Here is a 20669-nt window from a genome sequence, read left to right on the forward strand (position 1 = left end):
GTACGCAAAACCTCTGCGTACAGCCGGGGCAGCCCCTCGAAGCGAGCCCGCGGAGGCTACGCCTCCTTGCTCAGGTTCGGGCCGGCGCCGCCGGCCGCCTGCTCGATCGGCGGGACGTCCGGCAGGGCCGACTTCTCCTCGCCGCGGAAGGTGAACTTCTTCGCCTCGCCCTCGCCCTCCGTGTCGACGACCACGATGTGGCCCGGGCGCAGCTCGCCGAAGAGGATCTTCTCCGAGAGGATGTCCTCGATCTCGCGCTGGATGGTGCGGCGCAGCGGGCGCGCACCCATGATCGGGTCGTAGCCCTTCTTCGCCAGGAGCGACTTCGCGTCCGCGCTGAGCTCGATGCCCATGTCGCGGTCCTTCAGGCGCTCGTCCACCTTGGCGATCATGAGGTCGACGATCTGGATGATGTCTTCCTCGGTGAGCTGGTGGAAGACCACCGTGTCGTCGACACGGTTCAGGAACTCGGGGCGGAAGTGCTGCTTCAGCTCCTCGTTGACCTTGGCCTTCATCCGCTCGTAGCCGGTCTTCACATCGCCCTGGGCGGCGAAGCCCAGGTTGAAGCCCTTGGAGATGTCCCGGGTGCCGAGGTTCGTGGTCATGATGATGACCGTGTTCTTGAAGTCGACGACCCGGCCCTGGGAGTCGGTCAGACGACCGTCCTCCAGGATCTGGAGCAGGGAATTGAAGATGTCCGGGTGGGCCTTTTCGACCTCGTCGAAGAGGACGACGGAGAACGGCTTCCGGCGGACCTTCTCGGTCAGCTGGCCGCCCTCTTCGTAACCCACGTATCCGGGCGGGGAACCGAAGAGGCGCGAGACCGTGTGCTTCTCGCTGAACTCCGACATGTCGAGGGAGATCAGCGCGTCCTCGTCGCCGAAGAGGAATTCGGCGAGCGTCTTGGAGAGCTCGGTCTTACCGACGCCGGACGGGCCGGCGAAGATGAACGAGCCACCGGGGCGCTTCGGGTCCTTCAGACCCGCACGGGTGCGCCGGATCGCCTGGGAGAGCGCCTTGATGGCGTCCTTCTGACCGATGACGCGCTTGTGGAGCTCGTCCTCCATGCGCAGCAGACGGGAGGACTCCTCCTCCGTCAGCTTGAAGACGGGAATGCCGGTCGCGGTCGCGAGGACCTCGGCGATCAGCTCGCCGTCGACCTCGGCGACGACGTCCATGTCGCCGGCCTTCCACTCCTTCTCGCGCTTGGCCTTCGCGGCGAGCAGCTGCTTCTCCTTGTCGCGGAGAGAGGCCGCCTTCTCGAAGTCCTGGGAGTCGATGGCCGACTCCTTGTCGCGGCGCACGCCCGCGATCTTCTCGTCGAACTCGCGGAGGTCCGGCGGCGCGGTCATCCGGCGGATGCGCATCCGGGAGCCGGCCTCGTCGATCAGGTCGATCGCCTTGTCCGGCAGGAAGCGGTCCGAGATGTACCGGTCGGCCAGCGTCGCGGCCTGGACCAGCGCCTCGTCCGTGATGGACACGCGGTGGTGGGCCTCGTACCGGTCGCGCAGACCCTTGAGGATCTCGATGGTGTGCGGCAGCGACGGCTCGGCGACCTGGATGGGCTGGAAGCGGCGCTCGAGGGCGGCGTCCTTCTCCAGGTGCTTGCGGTACTCGTCGAGCGTGGTGGCGCCGATGGTCTGGAGCTCACCGCGGGCCAGCATCGGCTTCAGGATCGAAGCCGCGTCGATGGCGCCCTCGGCGGCACCCGCACCCACGAGCGTGTGCAGCTCGTCGATGAACAGGATGATGTCGCCGCGGGTGCGGATCTCCTTGAGGACCTTCTTCAGGCGCTCCTCGAAGTCACCGCGGTAGCGGGAGCCGGCGACCAGCGCGCCGAGGTCCAGGGTGTAGAGGTGCTTGTCCTTGAGGGTCTCGGGCACCTCGCCCTTGACGATGGCCTGGGCGAGGCCTTCGACGACGGCGGTCTTGCCGACGCCGGGCTCACCGATCAGGACCGGGTTGTTCTTGGTGCGGCGGGACAGCACCTGCATGACCCGCTCGATCTCCTTCTCGCGCCCGATGACCGGGTCGAGCTTGGACTCACGAGCGGCCTGGGTGAGGTTCCGGCCGAACTGGTCGAGGACGAGGGAGGTCGAAGGCGTGCCCTCGGCCGGGCCGCCCGCGGTGGCGGCTTCCTTGCCCTGGTAGCCGGAGAGCAGCTGGATGACCTGCTGCCGGACCCGGTTGAGATCGGCGCCCAGCTTCACGAGGACCTGGGCGGCGACGCCCTCTCCCTCGCGGATCAGGCCGAGCAGGATGTGCTCGGTGCCGATGTAGTTGTGGCCGAGCTGGAGGGCCTCGCGGAGCGACAGCTCCAGGACCTTCTTGGCACGCGGTGTGAAGGGGATGTGACCGGACGGGGCCTGCTGGCCCTGACCGATGATCTCCTCCACCTGCTGACGGACCGCCTCAAGAGAAATCCCGAGGCTCTCCAGGGCCTTAGCGGCGACACCCTCACCCTCGTGGATCAGGCCCAGGAGAATGTGCTCGGTGCCGATGTAGTTGTGGTTGAGCATCCGGGCTTCTTCCTGAGCCAGGACGACAACCCGCCGCGCGCGGTCGGTGAACCTCTCGAACATCGTTAATCGCTCCTCAGAGCGGTCGGGCAGTAAGGGGTCGGTCCCCTCCCTGTCCTTCCGCATGCTAGTCCCGTGGGACGGGACAGCTCATTCCAACTGCCGACATCCGACCCGATCACCCCCGCCCAGGCGGGGAAACTTGCTGCCGAACTGTCGACAACTGCTCCAACTCGATGGTGCGAGACGATGTTCCCGCAGGCCAGGCAGATACCCCTGTCTCCAGTACGCCGATGGCGAACGCGAGACGGCCCGGCGAGCTTCTCGCCCCTCCCCACTAGGAATGTCTTACCCGTAAGCACTGACAGTCCATGCGGCGCGCCCTGGTTCCCTCAGCTACGGGCGAACACACTTGCGCCGCCGAATGCTTCTGCGCGCCCCCGATCCGCCTACGGAACGCATTCGTCCGGAAACTCTGCGTAACTCCAGGACGTTTCAGGAGTTGCTCCGGTCATGGCCCTCACCGTGCCCCCACCCCGCGCCCCGCTCGGCCGGCCGCTCGCCCAGTGGTACGAGCGGGAGCTCGGCTGGGCCGTGGAGGCGGGACCGCCGGTGCGGCTCCTGACGGGGCTGCGCTTCGACGTGCTCGACCTCCCGGCGCCCGCCGGTGCCGCCCTGCTCGGCCGGTTCGGGAGCACGGGCCCGGTCGCCCTCGTGGGGCGCCGGATGCGGTTCCTGGTGGCCGCGGGCAGCGCGGAGGAGCTGCCGGGGCTGCTCGACTGGCTGGAGTGGGGCGGGGTCGGCCTGGACCTGACGGCCGTCGGCGCCGACGGCCGGATCACCGCTCCCGTGCCGCCCGGCTGGGGCGTGCCGCCCGGCCGGGACGGCTCGCGGGAGACCGCCGTGTGGCTGCGGCCTCCCGAGCCGGGGTGCGAGGTAGAAGCATCCCTTCCGGCTTTCACCGGATTCGCCGGACCGAAGGGCGGCGGGGTCGGTGGAGGCACCCCCGACCTCGTCCGGCTGGTGGACGCGGCGGCGACGGAATGCCACCGGGCCCGCTTGTTCCCCACGAAATCGGTAACCGGCTCCGCGCTCGCCCCTCACAGGGCCGGCGCGAAGAGGTCGGGTAACGCGGGAACTCAGCCGTTCGCCTTCTCGTAGGCCTCGCGGATATCGGCCGGGACGCGTCCGCGGTCGTTCACGTTGTAGCCCTGCTCCTTGGCCCACTTGCGGATCTGGGCGGTGTCCTGGCTGCCCGTCGCAGCGCCACGGGCCTTGCCCCGGCCGCCGGCCGCGCGGCCACCGGTGCGCCGACCGCTCTTGGTGTACGGGTCGAGCAGACCCCGCAGCTTGTCCGCGTTGGCGGTGGTGAGGTCGATCTCGTAGGTCTTGCCGTCGAGAGCGAACGTCACGGTCTCGTCCGCCTCGCCGCCGTCGAGGTCATCGACAAGAAGGACCTGAACCTTCTGTGCCACCGGATTTCCTTTCATCGAAAATGCAGTACGCGGAAAGGAAACCGCTTTTGCCTGGAAAACACAAACCCCCGGCAGAGGTTCAGGGGCCTTGCACAGCGGGAAACGTACGCGATTCGGACATAGGGCTCTGCCGGGTTCCCCCGGGTTCCCGCGATCACAGGTGCAGAAGCATCCGGCTGTTGCCCAAGGTGTTCGGCTTCACTCGTTCGAGACCCAGGAACTCGGCGACACCCTCGTCATACGAGCGCAGCAGCTCGCTGTAGACATCTGTGTCGACCGGAGTCTCCCCGATCTCGGTGAAGCCGTGCTTCGCGAAGAAGTCCACTTCGAAGGTGAGACAGAAAACCCTGCGCACCCCGAGCCAGCGGGCGGTCCCGAGCAGCTTGTCGAGCACCAGATGCCCCACTCCGGCGCCCTTGAACTCGCGGTCCACCGCGAGAGTACGCACTTCGGCGAGGTCTTCCCACATCACGTGCAGCGCGCCGCAGCCGACCACCCGGGCATCGGAGTCGCGTTCCGCGACCCAGAACTCCTGGATGTCCTCGTAAAGCGTCACGGTCGCTTTGTCGAGCAGGATCCCCGCACCGACGTACGCGTCGAGAAGGCGGCGGACCGCCGGGACATCGCTGGTCCTGGCCCGGCGGACGGTGACGGCATTTGCTGGGGCATAAGACATGACCGGACGCTATCGCCCCGCGTCGGCGGCGGTCCCACGGGGTTCATCGGGTTCCGCGGGTTGTGCGCTCTCTTCCGGATCGGCCGGATCCGGGTTGTCCTCGGGCGGTCCCACCATCCGTACGGCATCGCGCAGGGACTCGCGCTGCTCGGGCGACATCATGCCGAAGAAGGCGACCAGTGCGGCGGCGGGGTTGTCACTCTGCGACCACGCTTCGTTCATCAGTGCGGCCGCGTAGGCGGCCCGGGTGGAGACCGCCGTATATCGATAGGCACGTCCGTCGACTTCCCGGCGTACCCAGCCCTTCTGATGGAGATTGTCCATTACGGTCATCACGGTCGTGTACGCGATGGACCGTTCCTGCTGAAGGTCTTCCAGGACTTCCCGGACGGTGACCGGACGGTTCCACTGCCAGACGCGCGTCATGACGGCGTCTTCCAGCTCTCCCAATTGGCGAGGCACATCTGCACCATAGTGGGAGATGTCCTGAATGGCTGGTTATTTACGGTGGTGAACAGCAAAAAGAGCGCGCGCCCCTGATATGGGTCGCGCGCCCTTGACGCGTGAAACGCGCCCTGCGGCCGGGAAGGGCCGCAGGTCCTGTCGCGGTCAGACCTGGCCGGTGGTCGGCCGCTGCCGGGCGGCCTCGGTGCGGGCGAGCGCGGCGTCCACGGCCGCGTCCTCCTTGCCCTTGTTGGGGCCGCCCTGGCTCTTGACGATCGTCACGATGAGCCCGATGAAGAAGACGGCCATCACCACGGGGGGAAGGAGCGCGGAAACGTAGTCCATGCCGACCAGAGTAGCTACCCGGCGGCGCGGGCGGCGGGCGGGGGCAGGGGCTTGCGGCGCGGCGGGAACACCTCGCCCGGGGTGGGGACGGGCCGGTCCGGGCGGGGTGCCTTGGGCTGCGGCCGGGCGGGCGCGGGCTCGGACTTGGGCTGGGGGCGGGACTGCGGCTTCGGATCCTGCGCGGCGGCGCGCCCGCCCGGCAGGGCGAGGAGCCGGGTGCGCGGGCCCGGGGTCACGGCGGCGAGCCGCGCCCGTACGGAGTGCTCGGCCAGGCGCCGGCACCGTTCGAGCAGGGCGGCGGCCACGGGGAGCGCGCGCAGCCCGCGCAGTGCGGCCAGGTCGTCCGGGGTCGGGGCGTAACCGGCCGCCAGGGCGTCCTGGAGGAGCTCCAGATAGCCCCGGGCGGAGCCGGGCAGGGCGGTGCGGTAGCGGGCGAGATCGGCCAGCAGGAAGGCGTGCAGCCGGTTCGCCTCGCGGACGGCCTCGTCCACGGAGCCGGCTAGCCGTAGGCAGTCGTGGACGTCCGCGTCCGCGAGGGGGGCAGGGTGGAGGGCGACGGCGAGAGCACGTCTGAGCACACGCAGCTCGTCTGCGCTGAACGCCATTCCGCCGCGGGATCCGTAGGGCGTGGGCATGACCCGACAATACGTCGTAAATGGACAAAATCCGTTTAATGGGGTTTCGCCGGGCGAGTTGAATTCCCCACCCCGCCCCTTCCCTGCTGCGACATTTGCGGCTCCGCCGCGTGGCCTCAGCCGGGCGGCTTGGTTCGTCGGCTGCGAGCCGGTGGGGGCTGGTCGCGCAGTTCCCCGCGCCCCCAGGTGGTTAGGGGCGCGGGGAACTGCGCGAGCGACCCAGCACGGTCCGCAGACGAACAGGGTGGGGGCTGAGCTACATGCGGGAGATGTTGCGTTCGTACACCAGGCGCAAGCCGATCAGCGTCAGCCACGGCTCGTGTTCGTCGATCACGTGCGCCTCGCCCAGGACCATCGGGGCCAGGCCGCCCGTGGCGATCACCGTGACGTCGGCCGGGTCGCCCCCGGGGCCCACCAGCTCGCGGGCCATCCGGGTCACGACCCCGTCGACCTGCCCGGCGAACCCGTACACGATCCCCGCCTGCATCGCCTCGACCGTGTTCTTGCCGATCACCGCCCGAGGCCGGGCCAGTTCGATCTTGCGGAGCTGCGCGCCCTTGACCCCGAGCGCCTCGACCGAGATCTCGATGCCGGGGGCGATCACCCCGCCCGCGTACTCGCCGCGCGCGCTCACCGCGTCGAACGTCGTCGCCGTGCCGAAGTCGACGACGATCGCCGGGCCCCCGTACAGCTCGACCGCCGCGACCGCGTTGATGATGCGGTCCGCGCCGACCTCCTTGGGGTTGTCCATCAGGATCGGGACGCCGGTCTTGATGCCGGGCTCGACCAGGACCGCCGGGACGTCGCCGTAGTAGCGGCGCGTCACCTCGCGCAGCTCGTGCAGCACCGACGGCACCGTCGAGCAGATCGCGATGCCCTCGATGTTGTCGCCCAGCTCCGCCCCGAGCAGCGGGTGCATGCCCATCAGACCGTTGAGCAGGACCGCCATCTCGTCCGCGGTGCGGCGCGGGTCGGTGGAGATGCGCCAGTGCTCGACGACCTCCTCGCCGTCGAACAGGCCGAGGACCGTGTGCGTGTTGCCTACGTCGATCGTCAGCAGCATCGGTTACGCCGCCTCGCGCAGATCGAGCCCGATGTCGAGGATCGGCGAGGAGTGGGTGAGCGCGCCGACCGCCAGGTAGTCGACGCCCGTCGCCGCGTACGCCGCCGCGGTCTCAAGGGTGAGGCGGCCCGAGGACTCCAGGAACGCCCGGCCGGCCACGGTCTCCACCGCGCGCGCGGTCTGCTCCGGCGTGAAGTTGTCCAGCAGGATCAGGTCCGCGCCCGCCTCCAGGACCTCGGTGACCTGGTCGAGCGTGTCGACCTCGACCTCGATCGCCACCTCCGGGAACGTCTCCCGTACGGCCTTGAAGGCCTCGGCGACGCCGCCCGCGGCCACCACGTGGTTGTCCTTGACCAGCGCCGCGTCGGAGAGCGACATGCGGTGGTTGACGCCGCCGCCGCAGCGCACCGCGTACTTCTCCAGGGCGCGCAGCCCCGGCGTCGTCTTGCGGGTGTCGCGCACCTTCGCGCTCGTGCCCTCCAGGGCGTCCGCCCACGCGCGCGTGGCGGTCGCGATGCCGGACAGGCGGCACAGCAGGTTGAGCGCGCTGCGCTCGGCGGTGAGCAGGTCGCGGGTGCGCGTGGTGACGCTCAGCAGCTTCTGGCCCGCCTCGACGCGGTCGCCGTCGGCGACGTGCCGCTCGACCTCGAACTCCTCGGTGCACACGATCGACAGGATCGCCTCGGCGACCCGCAGGCCCGCGACCGTACCGGCCTCGCGCGCGGTGAAGTCGCCGGTGGCGACGGCGTCCTCGGGGACGGTCGCCGCGGTCGTCACGTCCACGCCGCCGTCGAGGTCCTCCTCGATGGCGACGTGCGCGATGTCCTCGACCTGGACGGGGTCCAGGCCCGCCTCGGCGAGCAGCGCGGCCAGCGTGGGGTCGAGGCCGCACTCGTACACGTCCTCGTCGCCGCAGCCGCAGTCGTCGCCGCAGCCGCCTCCGCTCGCGGGGACGCCGATCTGGATCAGCGGTACGTCCACCGGCTCGGGACGGTGTTCGTCGGGGGTGCTCACGGTTACGGCTCCCTGGGGGCGTCGGCGACTGTCGGGGGGAAGTCTGCGGAATCGGTACGGCGGACGTCGAGCGTACGGTCCGGCGTCACCCGTACGACGAGGTGGCGGCGCCAGTCCTGGTCGTCCCGGTCGGGCCGGTCCTCGCGCCAGTGGCAGCCGCGGGTCTCCTCGCGGGCGGCCGCGGCGGCGACCAGCACGCGCGCGACGAGCAGCAGGTTGGTGGTCTCCCACGCGTCCACGCCGGGCTCGGCGGCCTTGCGCTCGTCGGCCCCGTCGGCGTCGGCCCGGATCGCCTCCAGGCGGGCGGCGGCCCCGGCGAGGCTGTCGGCGGAGCGCAGCACGCCCGCGCCGTTGGTCATGATCCGCTGGATCTGGATGCGGGCCTCGGGGACGAGCAGCGGGCAGGTGGAGCTGTCCTCGGGGGCGTCCTCGGGGGCGCTTTCCACGCGCGCGTGGCCGCCCGCCGCGATGTCCGCCGCGATGCGCTCGGCGAAGACCAGGCCCTCAAGGAGGGAGTTGGAGGCGAGCCGGTTGGCGCCGTGGACGCCGGTGCAGGCGACCTCGCCGCACGCGTACAGGCCCGGGACCGTGGTGCGGCCGTGCAGGTCGGTGCGCACGCCCCCGGAGGCGTAGTGGGCGGCCGGGGCGACCGGGATGGGCTCGGTGACCGGGTCGATGCCGTGGGCGCGGCAGGCGGCGAGGATAGTGGGGAAGCGCTGCTCCCACATCTCGGCGCCGAAGTGCCGCGCGTCCAGGTACATGTGCTCGGTGCCGTGGGCCTGCATCTGGCGGGTGATCGCCTTGGCCACGATGTCGCGCGGCGCCAGCTCGGCCAGTTCGTGCTGCCCGAGCATGAAGCGGGTGCCGGAGGCGTCGACGAGGTGGGCGCCCTCTCCCCGTACCGCCTCGGAGACCAGCGGCTGCTGGCCCTCGGAGTCGGCGCCGAGGAAGAGCACGGTCGGGTGGAACTGGACGAACTCCAGGTCGGAGATCTCGGCGCCGGCCCGCAGTGCCAGGGCGACGCCGTCGCCGGTGGAGACCGCCGGGTTGGTGGTGGCCGAGAAGACCTGGCCCATGCCTCCGGTGGCGAGCACCACGGCGGGGGCGTGGACGGCCCCCACGCCGTCGTGCTGGCCCTCGCCCATGACGTGCAGGGTGATGCCCGCCGTCCGCCCGTCGTCGTCCCTCAGCAGGTCCAGTACGAGCGCGTTCTCGATGGTCCGCACGGCCCGCTCGCGGACGGCCTCGACCAGCGCGCGCGAGATCTCGGCGCCGGTGGCGTCGCCGCCCGCGTGGGCGATGCGGCGGCGGTGGTGGCCACCCTCGCGGGTCAGCGAGATGGCGCCGGAGTCGTCGGTGTCGAAGTGGGCGCCGGTGGCGATCAGCCGCCGCACCGCGTCCGGGCCCTCGGTGACCAGGGTGCGCACCGCGGTCTCGTCGCACAGGCCCGCGCCCGCCACCAGGGTGTCGTCCAGGTGCTGTTCGGGGGTGTCGCCCTCGCCGAGGGCCGCCGCGATGCCGCCCTGCGCCCAGCGCGTGGAGCCGTCGTCGAGGCGCGCCTTGGTCACCACCACGGTGGTGAGGCCGGCGGCGGTGCAGCGCAGGGCCGCGGTGAGGCCCGCCACGCCCGAGCCGACGACCACCACGTCCGCGTCGATGGCCCAGCCGGGGGCGGGCGCGTCCAGTCGTATGCCGGTCCGGGCCGGACCGTCGGTCGTCCTGGTCATGCGGGGGCTCCGAAGTTCAGCGGGATGTTGTCGATCAGGCGGGTGGTGCCGACGCGCGCGGCGATCGCGAGGACCGCCTCACCGGCGAAGCCGTCCCCGGCCTCGTCGAACGTCGCCGGGTCGACCAGCGCCAGGTAGTCCAGGGCCAGCGGCGGCTCCGCCTCGGCGGCCTCGTCCAGGACGCTCTGGGCGGCGGCGCGCACGACCGCGGGGGACGGGCCCGCCGCCTCCACCGCGTACGCGTCGGCGGCCGCGCGGGCCTCGCCGATCCGGGAGAGCGCCAGGGCGCGCCCGGAGGAGGCGTGGGTGGCCGCGGCGCGCGCGTGGAGCGCGTGCTCGGCGGTCAGCCGGTCGCGGGCCGCGAACAGCGCGCGCGACAGCGCGAGCGCGGTGGTGCGGTCGGCCGCCGAGAGGTAGCGGTTGCGGCTGGAGAGGGCGAGCCCGTCGGCCTCGCGGACCGTGGGCACGCCGACGATCTCCACGGGGAAGTTCAGGTCGCGCGCCATGCGCCGGATCAGGGCGAGCTGCTGGGCGTCCTTCTGCCCGAACAGCGCCAGGTCGGGGGCGGTGAGGTGGAGCAGCTTGGCGACGACGGTGAGCATGCCGTCGAAGTGGCCGGGGCGCGAGGCGCCTTCGAGCCGCTCGCCCATGGGGCCCGCGGTGATGCGCACCTGCGGCTCGCCGCCGGGGTAGACCTCGTCCACGGAGGGCGCGAACACCGCGTCTGCGCCCGCCTGTCCGGCCAGCTCGACGTCGGCGTCCAGGGTGCGCGGATAGCGGTCGAGGTCCTCGCCCGCGCCGAACTGCAGCGGGTTGACGAAGACCGTGACGACGACCTGGCCGCCGGGGCCGACGCTCTCGCGCGCGGTGCGCACCAGGGTGGCGTGCCCCTCGTGCAGGGCGCCCATGGTCATGACGACGGCGCGGCGGCCGGTGCGCTCCAGGGCTGCCAGCTCGGCGGCGGTGCGGACCAGAAGGGTCATCGGTTCTCTCCGTCCGCGAGCACGCCCAGCAGGTCCTCGGCGAGCTCGGGCTTCAGCAGGCCGTGGGCCAGCGCCCGGTCGGCGGTCGTACGGGCCATGGCGAGGTATCCGGCGACGGCGCCGGGGGCGTGCTTGCGCAGCTCGGCGATGTGCGCCGCGACCGTGCCCGCGTCCCCGCGCGCGACGGGGCCGGTCAGGGCCGCGTCGCCGGAGCGCAGTGCGTTGTCGAGCGCCGCGCCCAGGAGCGGGCCGAGCATCCGGTCGGGGGCGGCGACGCCCGCGAGGCGCAGCAGCTCCATGGACTGGGCCACCAGGGTGACCAGGTGGTTCGCGCCGAGGGCGAGGGCCGCGTGGTAGAGCGGCCGGTTCTGCTCCTCGATCCACTCCGGCTCGCCGCCCATCTCGATGACCAGCGCCTCCGCGGCGAGCCGCAGCTCCTCGGGCGCGGTGACGCCGAACGAGCAGCCGGCCAGGCGCTGGACGTCGACGCCGGTCCCGGTGAACGTCATCGCGGGGTGCAGGGCCAGCGGCAGCGCCCCCGCGCGCGTGGCGGGCGCGAGCACGTCCGTCCCGTACCGCCCGGAGGTGTGCACGAGCAGTTGGCCGGGGCGGATCGCGCCGGTCTCGGCGAGGCCCTCCACCAGGCCCGGCAGGGCGTCGTCGGGGACGGTGAGCAGCACCAGGTCGGCGGCGGCCAGCACCTCGGCGGGCGGCACCAGGGGCACGTCCGGCAGCAGGGCGGCGGCCCGGCGCACGGAGGCGTCCGACACGCCGGAGACCGCCACCGGGCGGTGCCCGGCGAGCTTCAGCGAGGCGGCGAGGGCGGGGCCGACCCGGCCGGCACCGACGACTCCGACGGTGAGGCGGGCTGGGCGGGTTTCTGGTTGTGCGTTCACGCGGCGGGGGCCTTCCGTTCCAGTCCGCGAGGGGTACCGGACGATTTCCCCGTCATGCTACGCCCAGGTTTCGACAGACCTCCGTGGCTGTCCACAGGCTGTGGGCGATGATCTGATCATGACGAACGAGGTGGCCGAGAACGGCCGGTCCGAGCAGGAGGAGCGAGTGCGCAGGCTGGCGGCCTGGCGCAACGCGGAGCGGACCCTGTGGCGGGCGCCGGGCGACACCGGCATGGGCGAGCGGCTGACGGCGCTGGCGGCCGACGCGCACGCGGTGTACGACATGGCCGAGGTGCCGGACTTCTACGGCGACGGGCCGGTCGCCGAGCTGGAGCGGCGCACCGCCGACCTGCTCGGCTTCCCGGCGGCCGCCTACTTCCCGACCGGCACCATGGCCCAGCAGGTCGCCCTGCGCTGCTGGGCCGGGCGCACCGGCGACAGCACGGTGGCGCTGCACCCGCTGGCCCACCCCGAGGTGCACGAGCGGCGCGCCTTCGGCGCGGTGAGCGGGCTGCGCACGGTCCACCCGACGACCGCGCCCCGGCTGCCCACGGCCGAGGAGGTACGGGACTTCGAGGAGCCGTTCGGCGCGCTGATGCTGGAGCTGCCGCTGCGCGACGCCGGGTTCACCCTGCCCACCTGGGAGGAGCTGACCGCCGTGGTGGAGGCGGCCCGGGAGCGGGACGCGGTGGTGCACTTCGACGGCGCTCGGCTGTGGGAGTGCGCCGTGCACTTCGGCCGCCCGCTCGACGAGATCGCGCGGCTCGCGGACAGCGTCTACGTGTCGTACTACAAGACGCTGGAGGGCATGTCGGGCGCGGCCCTGGTCGGTCCGGAGTCCTTGATCGAGGAGGCGCGGACCTGGCGCCACCGCTACGGGGGCCAGCTCTTCCAGCAGTACCCGGCGGCCCTGTCCGCGCTGGTCGGGCTCGACCGGGTGCTGCCCGAGCTGCCGTCGTACGTCGCCCACGCGCGCGTGGTGGCTCAGGCGCTGGCGGACGGGTTCGCCAAGGCGGGCGTGGCGTGGTTCCGGGTCAACCCGGAGGTCCCGCACACCCACCAGTTCCACGTGTGGCTGCCGTACGGGGCGGACGCCCTGACCGAGGCCGCGGTCGGCCAGGCCGAGGAGACCGGTGTGGCCCTCTTCCGCCGCTGGTTCCCGGCGCCCGCGGGCCCGCCCGGGCTCTCGTACACGGAGATGACGGTGGCGGGGCCGGGCCTGCGGTGGTCGGCGGAGGACGTACGGGACGCGGTGGCGGAGTTCGTACGGAGGCTGGGCCAGGTCAGCGCGGGGTGACCGCGGCGGCCCGGGGGCGGTCAGCGGCAGGCCGGCGGGCGGTGCCGGAGCGGGGCGACGAGGCGGGCCAGGGCGGCGCGCAGCCGGCCGTCCGCGAGACGGCCGGAGAGGACCGCTTCGAAGCGCCGGTAGTCACGGATTTCGCGCAGGGTGCGCACGTCGTGCGTGCCCGGCAGCGGGGGCGGCGGCTCCTGGAGCCGGGCCGCGCGGTAGGTGTCGAGCATGTGCTGCTGGATGGCGTCCATGCATCCAGGCTGCGCCGGTCGCGGCCGTCCGTCGCGCCGATTGACCAGGGGCGTCAAATGACGGGGGCGCTGTCAGTGGGGCGGTGCACCATGGGCGCATGAGCGTGTGCATCGACATCACGGGACTCCCGCAGGAGCGGATCGTCTTCGGGCCCTCTCCGCTGGCCGAGCTGGGCGCCGCCCTGCACGCGCTCTCCGAGCCCGCGCACCACGCCCGGCTGCACGGCTGGACCACCACCACGGCGGCCGGGCTCAAGCCGGAGCTGGCCGACCGGCTGCACGAGGCGGACTTCCTGTGGCGGTCCACCCGCTCGGACATCCTGCTGCCGCCGCGCCCCCGCGAGACGCTGGCCGAGGAGCTGGACGACCTCGACCGGATGGACGACGAGAAGTACGTGGCGGCGGCGCTGGAGATCTCCTGCGCGAGCCTCTACAACGCGGGGGCGCCGTCCCCGCTGGTCGACGCGCGGATGCGGGACCGCGCCCTGGACCTCGCCGCCGCGCGCGGCCCCCGCCAGGCCGCCTTCGTGAAGCGGATGCTGCTGGACCCGCCGGGGGCGCGCGCGTGGATACGGAGGCTGTTCGAGGACTGCGACGCCGCGTTCTTCGGGGAGACCTGGCAGCGCGTCCGGGTCCAGCTGGCCGCCGACGCCCGGCACAAGACGGAGCTCCTGAAGCGCAAGGGCCTGGCGGAGGCGGTCGCGGCGGTCTCCCCCGCCGTCGCCCTGGAACAGGACGAGCGGGGCAGCCGCGTCGTCGTGGACAAGCTGACCCACGGGCGTACGAGCGCGGCGGGCACGGGCCTGACGTTCATCCCCACCGCGTTCGGCTGGCCGCACCTGTTCGCGCTGCACGCGCCGGGCTGGCAGCCGGTCGTCCAGTACCCGGTCCCGACGGGCGAGTTGGGCGGCGCGGCGCCCGTCGACGTGGTGAAGGCACGCCTGGAGGCGGTCGCGCACCCGATGCGGATGCGGCTGTGCCGCAGTCTGGCGCGGGGTGCGTACACGACGAGCGAGCTGGCCGACGCGTACGGAATCAGTGCGCCGGAGGTGTCCCGCCATCTTTCTGTGCTGAAGAAGGCGGGGCTGCTGACGACGCAGCGGCGTGGGCGGTATGTGCTGCATCAGCTGGATGTGGCTGTGGTGGCCCGGCTGGGGAGCGACTTCTTGGAGGGGGTACTTCGCTGAGACCGGGGGTCGCTGGTTTGTCTGCGGGCCGGTGGTGGGTTGCTCGCGCAGTTCCCCGCGCCCCTAACCCCCCCTTCGTCTGCAGACCGTATACGGCTGGTCGCGCAGTTCCCCGCGCCCCTGAAGATGCCGCTGCGCGGCAATCCCCTGGGCGCCCCGCAGGGGCGCTTTCAGGGGCGCGGGGAACTGCGCGACCAGCCCACCACGACCCACAGACAAACACCGACCCACCCCTCAGCCACCAACCCGCAGCAGCAGCTTCCCCGTCGACGTGCGGCCCTCCATCAGGCGGTGGGCCTCCGCGGCCCGTTCCAGGGGGAACTCGGCGGTGACCGGCAGCTCGACCCGGCCGTCCGCCGCGAGCGCGAACGCCCGCCCCGCCAGCTCGCGCAGCGCCTCCGGCGCGGCGGACGCGAGGCTCAGGATCGAGAAGCCCGCGACCGAGCGGGCGCCGGGGTAGAGCTCGGGCTGGCCGACGTGCCACGGGGCCCCGCCGCCCGCGTTCCCGTACGAGACCAGCCGCCCGAACAGGGCCAGCGCGTCCAGCCCCTGACGCAGCGTCTCGCCGCCGACCGGGTCCAGGACGAGGTCCACGCCCCGGCCGCCGGTCGCCCGGCGCACGTCCTGGGCGAAGGAGCCGGTGAGGAACGCGTCGTCGTACCCGTGCTCGCGCGCGTACGCGGCCTTGGCCTCGCTGGACACCACGCCGTAGACGGCGCCCGCGCCCGCGAGCCGGGCGATCTGGCCGACGACCGTGCCGACGCCGCCCGCCGCGCCCTGGACCAGGACGCTCTCGCCGGGCTGCAGCCGCCCCACCTCGTGGACGAGGGCGTGCGCGGTCGGCAGGACCGTGGGGAGCGTGGCGGCGGTGCGCAGACCGACACCCTCGGGCACCGGGAAGACGGCGGCGGCCGCGACGACGGCGACGTCCGCGTAGCCGCCGCCCTCGGCCATCGCCGCGACCTCCTGCCCGACCACGAGCCCTTCGACGCCCGCGCCGAGCTCCCGTACGCGCCCGGAGACCTCAAGACCCGGCACGAACGGGAGCGACCGCACCCGGTAGCCCTCCGAACGGGCCTTCACCTCGGCGAAGTTGACCCCGGCCCAGGCGACGTCGACGGCGACCTCACCGGGACCGGGGCGGGGCACCTCGGTCTCCACCAGCCGCAGCACTTCCGGACCGCCCAGCTCGCTGACCTGAATCGCACGCATGACGTGGGTCCCCCTCGGCACCTAAAGTGTTCAATGAAAGTCGAACACTCGGGAGTGTACGACCCTCATCGAACAGTCGGCAAGGGCGCACCGCCGGGCCCGGCCAGGAGGAAGGACACCGATGACCCATCGCGCGGCACCCGAACACACGCACCCCGACAAGGTCCCCCTGATCACGGCCCTGGACGCGCTCGGCGACCCGGTCCGCCTCCAGCTGGTGCGCGAGCTCGCCGTATCGCGGGAGTGGACGCGCAGCTGCGGCTCGTTCGACGTGCCCGTACGCAAGGCGGCGCTGAGCCACCACTTCTCGGTGCTGCGCGCGGCCGGGCTGGTCGAGCAGCGCGACGACGGGCCCAAGCGGGTCAACCGCCTGCGCCGCGAGGAGTTCGACGAGCGCTTCCCGGGGCTGCTCGCACTGGTCCTGCGCGGCGACTGAGGGCCGCGCAGGACGAGCGGACTAGAGCCCTCCGGCCCGCACCAGCCCCGACTCGTACGCGAGGACGACCACCTGCACCCGGTCCCGCAGCCCCAGCTTCGTCAGGATCCGGCCGACATGGGTCTTCACGGTGGCCTCCGAGAGGACCAGACGCGCCGCGATCTCGCCATTCGAGAGGCCCTGCGCGACCAGCAGCATGACCTCGCGCTCGCGCTCGGTCAGCTTGTCCATGGCGCCGCCGGGGCCCTGCTCCTTGCCGGTCGTCGGCAGCATCGGGGCGAACCGGTCGAGCAGGCGCCGGGTGGTGGACGGCGCCACGACCGCGTCGCCGCTGTGCACCGAGCGGATGGCGCCCAGCAGTTCGCCCGGCGGCACGTCCTTCAGCATGAAGCCGCTGGCGCCCGCCTTCAGACCGGAGAACGCGTACTCGTCCAGGTCGAAGGTGGTCAGGATCAGCACCTTGGGGTGCGTCTCGGCCGAGCAGATCCGGCGCGTCGCCTCCACCCCGTCGAGCCGCGGCATGCGCACGTCCATCAGCACCACGTCCACGGCGGTCGCGCGGAGGATCTCGATCGCCTCCACGCCGTCGCCCGCCTCCGCGACGACCTCCATGTCCGGCTGGGCGGCGAGCACCATCCGGAAGCCGGTGCGCAGCAGCACCTGGTCGTCGACGAGCATCACGCGGATCGTCATCGGTCCCTCTTCCATCACGACGTACGAAAATTCAGGCGTACGGGAAACCTAGTGGGCGGGTTTCAGCGGCAGCAGGGCGCTGATGCGGAAGCCGCCGCCCGGCCGCGGCCCCGCGTCCAGGGTGCCGCCGACCATGCCGACGCGCTCGCGCATGCCGATCAGACCGTGCCCCTGGCCGTCGGCGCCGCCGTCCTCGTACATCTCGTGCGCCGCGCCGCGCCCGTCGTCCTCGACCAGCAGGCCGAGCCCGTCGTCGAAGTAGACCAGGCGGACGCTGGCGCCCGCCTCCGGGCCGCCGTGCTTGCGCGTGTTGGTCAGCGCCTCCTGCACGATCCGGTACGCGGTGAGCTCGACGCCGCTGGGCAGCGGGCGCGGGGTGCCCTCGATCTTGAAGTCCACGGTGAGCCCGGCCGTACGCACCTGCTCGACCAGCTCCTCGATCTGCTCGACGTCCGGCTGCGGCACGTACTCCCCCGCCTCCCGGTGCTCGCCCGTGCGCAGCACGCCGAGCAGGCGGCGCATCTCGGCGAGCGCCTGGCGGCCGGTCATCGAGATGGTCTCCAGGGCGATCTTCGCCTGGTCGGGCGCGCTGTCCATCACGTACGCGGCGCCGTCCGCCTGGACCACCATCACCGAGACGTTGTGCGCGACGACGTCGTGCAGCTCGCGGGCGATCCGGGCGCGCTCGGCGGCGACGGCGACCTTGGCCTGCGCCTCGCGCTCCTTCTCCAGGCGGGCAGCGCGCTCCTCAAGCTGGGCGAAGTACGCCCGGCGGGTGCGCATCGAGTCGCCGAGGACCCAGGCGAGGATGAACGGGACGGTCATCACGACGACGAAGAAGACGGTCTGCCCCGGGCTCATGCCGCTGCTGTCGCCGTTGTCGCTGTAGTCGGGCCAGCGCCACATCGCGATCACGGCCGCGAGCAGCGAGCCCACCAGGGCGAACCGCGAGGCCCAGCGCTCGCCGACGGCGGCGGCCGTGTAGATGGCGACCAGCATGGCGAAGTCCGACACGTTCGGACTGACGTTCAGGGCGAGCTGGACCAGCCCCATTCCGGCCGCGAGCAGAACCATCTTCTCGGGTGCGCGGCGGCGCAGCGCCACGACGACGCTCAGTCCGATCGCGATCAGTAGGGACGCCGCCGTCGAGCCGTGGCCGACGCCGCCGGAGACGAGCGACATGCCGGAGATCCCGAGGAGGAAGACGGCCCAGAGGGTGTCGACCGCGGTCGGGTGTCTGCGGATGAAGTCGTAGAGGCGCTGCACGTAACCCAGCGTAGGGATGTCGGATCGGTGCAAGGGTCAACCGGAGGGTCGATCCGGGTCGCCGGGGCGTACTCCCCAAGGTGGAGGGAGCCTAGCCTTCTGCTGTGAATCACGAGGTGAGCGATGACGCGGCGGAGGCTTCTCAGCCCTGGTCCGGCTGGCGGGCGGCGACCGAACGGGCCCTGTACGGCCCCGGCGGCTTCTACCTCCGCCCCGAGGGCCCCGCGGGCCACTTCCGTACCTCCGTCCACGCCTCACCGCTCTTCGCCCGGGCGGTGGCGCGGCTCCTGGAGGAGGTGGCGGGGGAGCTCGGGGGCGGCGAGGTCGCGTTCGTCGACATGGGCGCGGGGCGCGGGGAGCTCGTGACGGGCGTACTGGCCGCGCTGCCCGCCGGATTCCCCGTACGGGCGTACGCGGTGGAGCGCGCGGCGCGTCCGCCGGGGTTGGACGGCCGCGTGACATGGCTCGCCGATCCCCCCACCGGTGTCCGGGGCCTCCTGTTCGCCAACGAGTGGCTGGACAACGTCCCGGCGGACGTGGCCGAGGCCGACGCGGACGGCGTCCCGCGCGAGGTCCTGGTCCGCCCCGACGGCACCGAACGCCTCGGCGCACCCGTCTCCGGCGAGGACGCGCGCTGGCTGGAGCGGTGGTGGCCGCTGCGGGAGCCCGGGGAGCGGGCGGAGATCGGCCGCACGCGGGACGCGGCGTGGGCGGGGGCGGTCGGCACGTTGTCGGCGGGCCTGGCCGTGGCGGTGGACTACGCCCACGTGGCGTCCGAGCGCCCGCGGTACGGCACGCTCACGGGCTTCCGGGGCGGGCGCGAGGTGCCGCCCGTCCCCGACGGCACGTGCGACATCACGTCCCACGTGGCCCTGGACGCGTGCGCGGGCCCGTCGGGCGACCTGCTCCCCCAACGCGAGGCCCTCACCGCCCTAGGCCTCACGGCCACCCGCCCGCCCCTGTCCCTGGCGTCGACGGACCCGACGGCGTACGTACGGGCGCTGTCCCGGGCGGGGGAGGCGGCGGAGCTGACGGCCCGGGGCGGACTCGGCGACTTCCTGTGGCTGCGCGAGCGGGTGTGACTTTGCCTGCGGGCGGGTGGGGGCTGGTCGCGCAGTTCCCCGCGCCCCTCAAATGCCGCTCCGCGGCAATCCCCTGGGGCGCCCCGCAGGGGCGCATCTCAGGGGCGCGGGGAACTGCGCGACCAGCCCAAGACGACCTGCAGACGAACGGGTCCGGGGCGCAGCCCCGAAAGCGGGGTGCAGGGGCCGCAGGCCCCGCCCAGGGGTCCGGGGGCGCAGCCCCGGGGAGACCCACCTACCCCAGCCCACCCCCACCCCCGGAGGGTTTAGGGAAGGGGCGGGGTGGGGGAACGCACCCCCCGCCGGGGATACTGTCGCCCATGACGGAGACCACGGTCGGCATCGGCGGCGCGGCGGAGAGCACCGACATGGTGCTCAACATCGGCCCCCAGCACCCCTCCACCCACGGCGTGCTCCGCCTCCGCCTCGTCCTCGACGGCGAGCGCATCCAGCACGCCGAACCGGTCGTCGGGTACATGCACCGCGGCGCCGAGAAGCTGTTCGAGGCGCGCGACTACCGCCAGATCGTCATGCTCGCCAACCGCCACGACTGGCTCTCCGCCTTCTCCAACGAGCTCGGCGTCGTCATGGCCGTCGAGCGCATGCTCGGCATGGAGGTCCCCGAGCGCGCCGTCTGGACCCGCACGCTCCTCGCCGAGCTGAACCGCGCGCTCAACCACCTGATGTTCCTCGGCTCGTACCCCCTCGAACTGGGCGGCATCACCCCGATCTTCCACGCCTTCCGCGAGCGCGAAGAGCTCCAGCACGTGATGGAGGAGGTCTCCGGCGGGCGTATGCACTACATGTTCAACCGCGTCGGCGGCCTCAAGGAGGACCTGCCGCTCGGCTGGCTGGGCCGCGTCCGGGAGGCCGTCGCCGCCGCCAACTCGCGGATGGACGTGTACGACCGGCTCGTCCTCGGCAACGAGATCTTCCGCGGCCGCACCCGCGGCGTCGGCGTCCTGTCCCAGGAGGCCGTGCACGCGTACGGCGTCAGCGGCCCCATCGCCCGCGGCTCCGGCGTCGACTTCGACCTGCGCCGCGACGAGCCGTACCTCGCGTACGGCGAACTCCAGGACACCCTGCGGGTCGTCACCCGCACCGAGGGCGACTGTCTGGCCCGCTTCGAGGTGCTGCTTGAGCAGACCCACAACGCCCTCGAACTCGCCGACGCCTGCCTCGACCGGCTCGCCGAGCTGCCGCCCGGCCCGATCAACCAGCGCCTCCCCAAGGTCCTGAAGGCCCCCGAGGGCCACACCTACGCCTGGACCGAGAACCCGCTGGGCATCAACGGGTACTACCTGGTCAGCAAGGGCGAGAAGACCCCGTACCGGCTCAAGCTCCGCTCGGCCTCGTACAACAACATCCAGGCCCTCACCGAGCTCCTCCCGGGCACGCTGGTCGCCGACATGGTCGCGATCCTGGGCTCACTCTTCTTCGTCGTCGGCGACATCGACAAGTAGCCCCCAGACAT

21 protein-coding genes are annotated in these 20669 nt (G+C 72.4%); 6 read left to right on the plus strand and 15 right to left on the minus strand.

Going from position 1 to position 20669, the window contains the following annotated elements:
- Nucleotides 1-56: 56 nt before the first annotated feature.
- Nucleotides 57-2582, minus strand: coding sequence for an ATP-dependent Clp protease ATP-binding subunit (locus QIY60_RS10885; protein WP_283142224.1), 2526 nt, complete (start codon nt 2580-2582; stop codon nt 57-59).
- A gap of 450 nt (nt 2583-3032) precedes the next feature.
- Between QIY60_RS10885 and QIY60_RS10890 the strand changes: the two genes are divergently transcribed.
- Nucleotides 3033-3680, plus strand: a complete 648-nt coding sequence (locus tag QIY60_RS10890; protein ID WP_283142225.1) for an SCO3374 family protein — start codon at nt 3033-3035, stop codon at nt 3678-3680.
- Here the strand turns inward: QIY60_RS10890 and QIY60_RS10895 are convergent.
- The 10 genes from QIY60_RS10895 to QIY60_RS10940 form a co-directional block, all read right to left on the minus strand.
- Nucleotides 3659-3994 (minus strand): Lsr2 family protein, encoded by a 336-nt coding sequence (locus QIY60_RS10895; RefSeq protein ID WP_101389433.1) that lies wholly within the window; start codon nt 3992-3994, stop codon nt 3659-3661. The two genes, QIY60_RS10890 and QIY60_RS10895, sit on opposite strands and share 22 nt — an antisense overlap.
- A 154-nt stretch (nt 3995-4148) precedes the next feature.
- Nucleotides 4149-4670, minus strand: a complete 522-nt coding sequence (locus QIY60_RS10900) for an amino-acid N-acetyltransferase (RefSeq protein WP_190092558.1) — start codon at nt 4668-4670, stop codon at nt 4149-4151.
- 9 nt (nt 4671-4679) lie between these two features.
- A complete protein-coding gene (locus QIY60_RS10905) occupies nt 4680-5132 on the minus strand; it encodes a BlaI/MecI/CopY family transcriptional regulator (RefSeq protein WP_283142226.1) in 453 nt (150 codons plus the stop codon).
- Nucleotides 5133-5279: 147 nt separating this feature from the next.
- A complete protein-coding gene (locus QIY60_RS10910; RefSeq protein WP_283142227.1) occupies nt 5280-5459 on the minus strand; it encodes a hypothetical protein in 180 nt (59 codons plus the stop codon).
- Between the two features lie 14 nt (nt 5460-5473).
- Nucleotides 5474-6064: a hypothetical protein gene (locus QIY60_RS10915; protein ID WP_283145893.1), complete on the minus strand. Its 591-nt coding sequence runs from the start codon at nt 6062-6064 to the stop codon at nt 5474-5476.
- Nucleotides 6065-6350: 286 nt separating this feature from the next.
- Complete coding sequence (locus QIY60_RS10920) at nt 6351-7157, minus strand: type III pantothenate kinase (RefSeq protein ID WP_101389428.1); 807 nt, start codon at nt 7155-7157, stop codon at nt 6351-6353.
- Between the two features lie 3 nt (nt 7158-7160).
- Complete coding sequence (gene nadC, locus QIY60_RS10925; protein WP_283142228.1) at nt 7161-8171, minus strand: carboxylating nicotinate-nucleotide diphosphorylase; 1011 nt, start codon at nt 8169-8171, stop codon at nt 7161-7163.
- 2 nt (nt 8172-8173) lie between these two features.
- On the minus strand, nt 8174-9898 hold the full coding sequence (locus QIY60_RS10930) for an L-aspartate oxidase (protein ID WP_283142229.1): 1725 nt from the start codon (nt 9896-9898) through the stop codon (nt 8174-8176).
- Nucleotides 9895-10881 carry a pantoate--beta-alanine ligase gene (gene panC, locus QIY60_RS10935; protein WP_283142230.1) on the minus strand — a complete coding sequence of 329 codons (987 nt, stop codon included), beginning with the start codon at nt 10879-10881 and terminating at the stop codon, nt 9895-9897. The genes QIY60_RS10930 and panC overlap by 4 nt, the downstream gene beginning before the upstream one ends.
- Nucleotides 10878-11777 (minus strand): DUF2520 domain-containing protein, encoded by a 900-nt coding sequence (locus QIY60_RS10940; RefSeq protein ID WP_283142231.1) that lies wholly within the window; start codon nt 11775-11777, stop codon nt 10878-10880. Before QIY60_RS10940 ends, panC begins: the two co-directional genes overlap by 4 nt.
- A 118-nt stretch (nt 11778-11895) precedes the next feature.
- On the opposite strand from QIY60_RS10940, the gene QIY60_RS10945 reads away from it, so the two are divergent.
- Nucleotides 11896-13074, plus strand: a complete 1179-nt coding sequence (locus QIY60_RS10945) for a beta-eliminating lyase-related protein (protein ID WP_283142232.1) — start codon at nt 11896-11898, stop codon at nt 13072-13074.
- 20 nt (nt 13075-13094) lie between these two features.
- Here the strand turns inward: QIY60_RS10945 and QIY60_RS10950 are convergent, their stop codons facing one another.
- Nucleotides 13095-13319 (minus strand): hypothetical protein, encoded by a 225-nt coding sequence (locus tag QIY60_RS10950; protein ID WP_283142233.1) that lies wholly within the window; start codon nt 13317-13319, stop codon nt 13095-13097.
- Between the two features lie 98 nt (nt 13320-13417).
- Between QIY60_RS10950 and QIY60_RS10955 the strand changes: the two genes are divergently transcribed.
- The gene (locus QIY60_RS10955; RefSeq protein WP_283142234.1) at nt 13418-14506 is read left to right on the plus strand and encodes a DUF5937 family protein; all 1089 of its coding nucleotides are present in this window, start codon (nt 13418-13420) and stop codon (nt 14504-14506) included.
- A 234-nt stretch (nt 14507-14740) separates the two neighbouring features.
- On the opposite strand, the gene QIY60_RS10960 is transcribed toward QIY60_RS10955, so the two are convergent.
- Nucleotides 14741-15718 carry a zinc-binding dehydrogenase gene (locus QIY60_RS10960; RefSeq protein ID WP_283142235.1) on the minus strand — a complete coding sequence of 326 codons (978 nt, stop codon included), beginning with the start codon at nt 15716-15718 and terminating at the stop codon, nt 14741-14743.
- A gap of 121 nt (nt 15719-15839) precedes the next feature.
- Here QIY60_RS10960 and QIY60_RS10965 point away from each other — a divergent pair, with 121 nt between their 5' ends.
- Nucleotides 15840-16154: an ArsR family transcriptional regulator gene (locus tag QIY60_RS10965; RefSeq protein ID WP_283142236.1), complete on the plus strand. Its 315-nt coding sequence runs from the start codon at nt 15840-15842 to the stop codon at nt 16152-16154.
- Between the two features lie 21 nt (nt 16155-16175).
- Here QIY60_RS10965 and QIY60_RS10970 read toward each other — a convergent pair whose 3' ends face one another.
- Together QIY60_RS10970 and QIY60_RS10975 are read right to left on the minus strand one after the other, a co-directional pair.
- Nucleotides 16176-16847 carry a response regulator transcription factor gene (locus QIY60_RS10970; protein WP_283142237.1) on the minus strand — a complete coding sequence of 224 codons (672 nt, stop codon included), beginning with the start codon at nt 16845-16847 and terminating at the stop codon, nt 16176-16178.
- A 48-nt stretch (nt 16848-16895) separates the two neighbouring features.
- On the minus strand, nt 16896-18113 hold the full coding sequence (locus tag QIY60_RS10975; protein WP_283142238.1) for a sensor histidine kinase: 1218 nt from the start codon (nt 18111-18113) through the stop codon (nt 16896-16898).
- A 104-nt stretch (nt 18114-18217) separates the two neighbouring features.
- Here QIY60_RS10975 and QIY60_RS10980 point away from each other — a divergent pair, with 104 nt between their 5' ends.
- The gene (locus tag QIY60_RS10980; RefSeq protein WP_283142239.1) at nt 18218-19195 is read left to right on the plus strand and encodes an SAM-dependent methyltransferase; all 978 of its coding nucleotides are present in this window, start codon (nt 18218-18220) and stop codon (nt 19193-19195) included.
- Between the two features lie 320 nt (nt 19196-19515).
- Nucleotides 19516-20658, plus strand: a complete 1143-nt coding sequence (locus tag QIY60_RS10985; protein ID WP_101389417.1) for an NADH-quinone oxidoreductase subunit D — start codon at nt 19516-19518, stop codon at nt 20656-20658.
- Nucleotides 20659-20669 lie beyond the last annotated feature (11 nt).

It is taken from the genome of Streptomyces sp. BPTC-684 (assembly GCF_030028635.1).
Lineage (GTDB): Bacteria > Actinomycetota > Actinomycetes > Streptomycetales > Streptomycetaceae > Streptomyces > Streptomyces noboritoensis.

What these genes read in the sequence shown, in the direction of transcription:
- QIY60_RS10885 (WP_283142224.1), bottom strand. Translation starts at nt 2,582, where the DNA reads ATGTTCGAGAGGTTCACCGACCGCGCGCGGCGGGTTGTCGTCCTGGCT.
- QIY60_RS10890 (WP_283142225.1), top strand. Translation starts at nt 3,033, where the DNA reads ATGGCCCTCACCGTGCCCCCACCCCGCGCCCCGCTCGGCCGGCCGCTC.
- QIY60_RS10900 (WP_190092558.1), bottom strand. Translation starts at nt 4,670, where the DNA reads ATGTCTTATGCCCCAGCAAATGCCGTCACCGTCCGCCGGGCCAGGACC.
- QIY60_RS10910 (WP_283142227.1), bottom strand. Translation starts at nt 5,459, where the DNA reads ATGGACTACGTTTCCGCGCTCCTTCCCCCCGTGGTGATGGCCGTCTTC.
- QIY60_RS10915 (WP_283145893.1), bottom strand. Translation starts at nt 6,064, where the DNA reads ATGGCGTTCAGCGCAGACGAGCTGCGTGTGCTCAGACGTGCTCTCGCC.
- QIY60_RS10920 (WP_101389428.1), bottom strand. Translation starts at nt 7,157, where the DNA reads ATGCTGCTGACGATCGACGTAGGCAACACGCACACGGTCCTCGGCCTG.
- QIY60_RS10930 (WP_283142229.1), bottom strand. Translation starts at nt 9,898, where the DNA reads ATGACCAGGACGACCGACGGTCCGGCCCGGACCGGCATACGACTGGAC.
- panC (WP_283142230.1), bottom strand. Translation starts at nt 10,881, where the DNA reads ATGACCCTTCTGGTCCGCACCGCCGCCGAGCTGGCAGCCCTGGAGCGC.
- QIY60_RS10945 (WP_283142232.1), top strand. Translation starts at nt 11,896, where the DNA reads ATGACGAACGAGGTGGCCGAGAACGGCCGGTCCGAGCAGGAGGAGCGA.
- QIY60_RS10950 (WP_283142233.1), bottom strand. Translation starts at nt 13,319, where the DNA reads ATGGACGCCATCCAGCAGCACATGCTCGACACCTACCGCGCGGCCCGG.
- QIY60_RS10955 (WP_283142234.1), top strand. Translation starts at nt 13,418, where the DNA reads ATGAGCGTGTGCATCGACATCACGGGACTCCCGCAGGAGCGGATCGTC.
- QIY60_RS10960 (WP_283142235.1), bottom strand. Translation starts at nt 15,718, where the DNA reads ATGCGTGCGATTCAGGTCAGCGAGCTGGGCGGTCCGGAAGTGCTGCGG.
- QIY60_RS10965 (WP_283142236.1), top strand. Translation starts at nt 15,840, where the DNA reads ATGACCCATCGCGCGGCACCCGAACACACGCACCCCGACAAGGTCCCC.
- QIY60_RS10970 (WP_283142237.1), bottom strand. Translation starts at nt 16,847, where the DNA reads ATGACGATCCGCGTGATGCTCGTCGACGACCAGGTGCTGCTGCGCACC.
- QIY60_RS10985 (WP_101389417.1), top strand. Translation starts at nt 19,516, where the DNA reads ATGACGGAGACCACGGTCGGCATCGGCGGCGCGGCGGAGAGCACCGAC.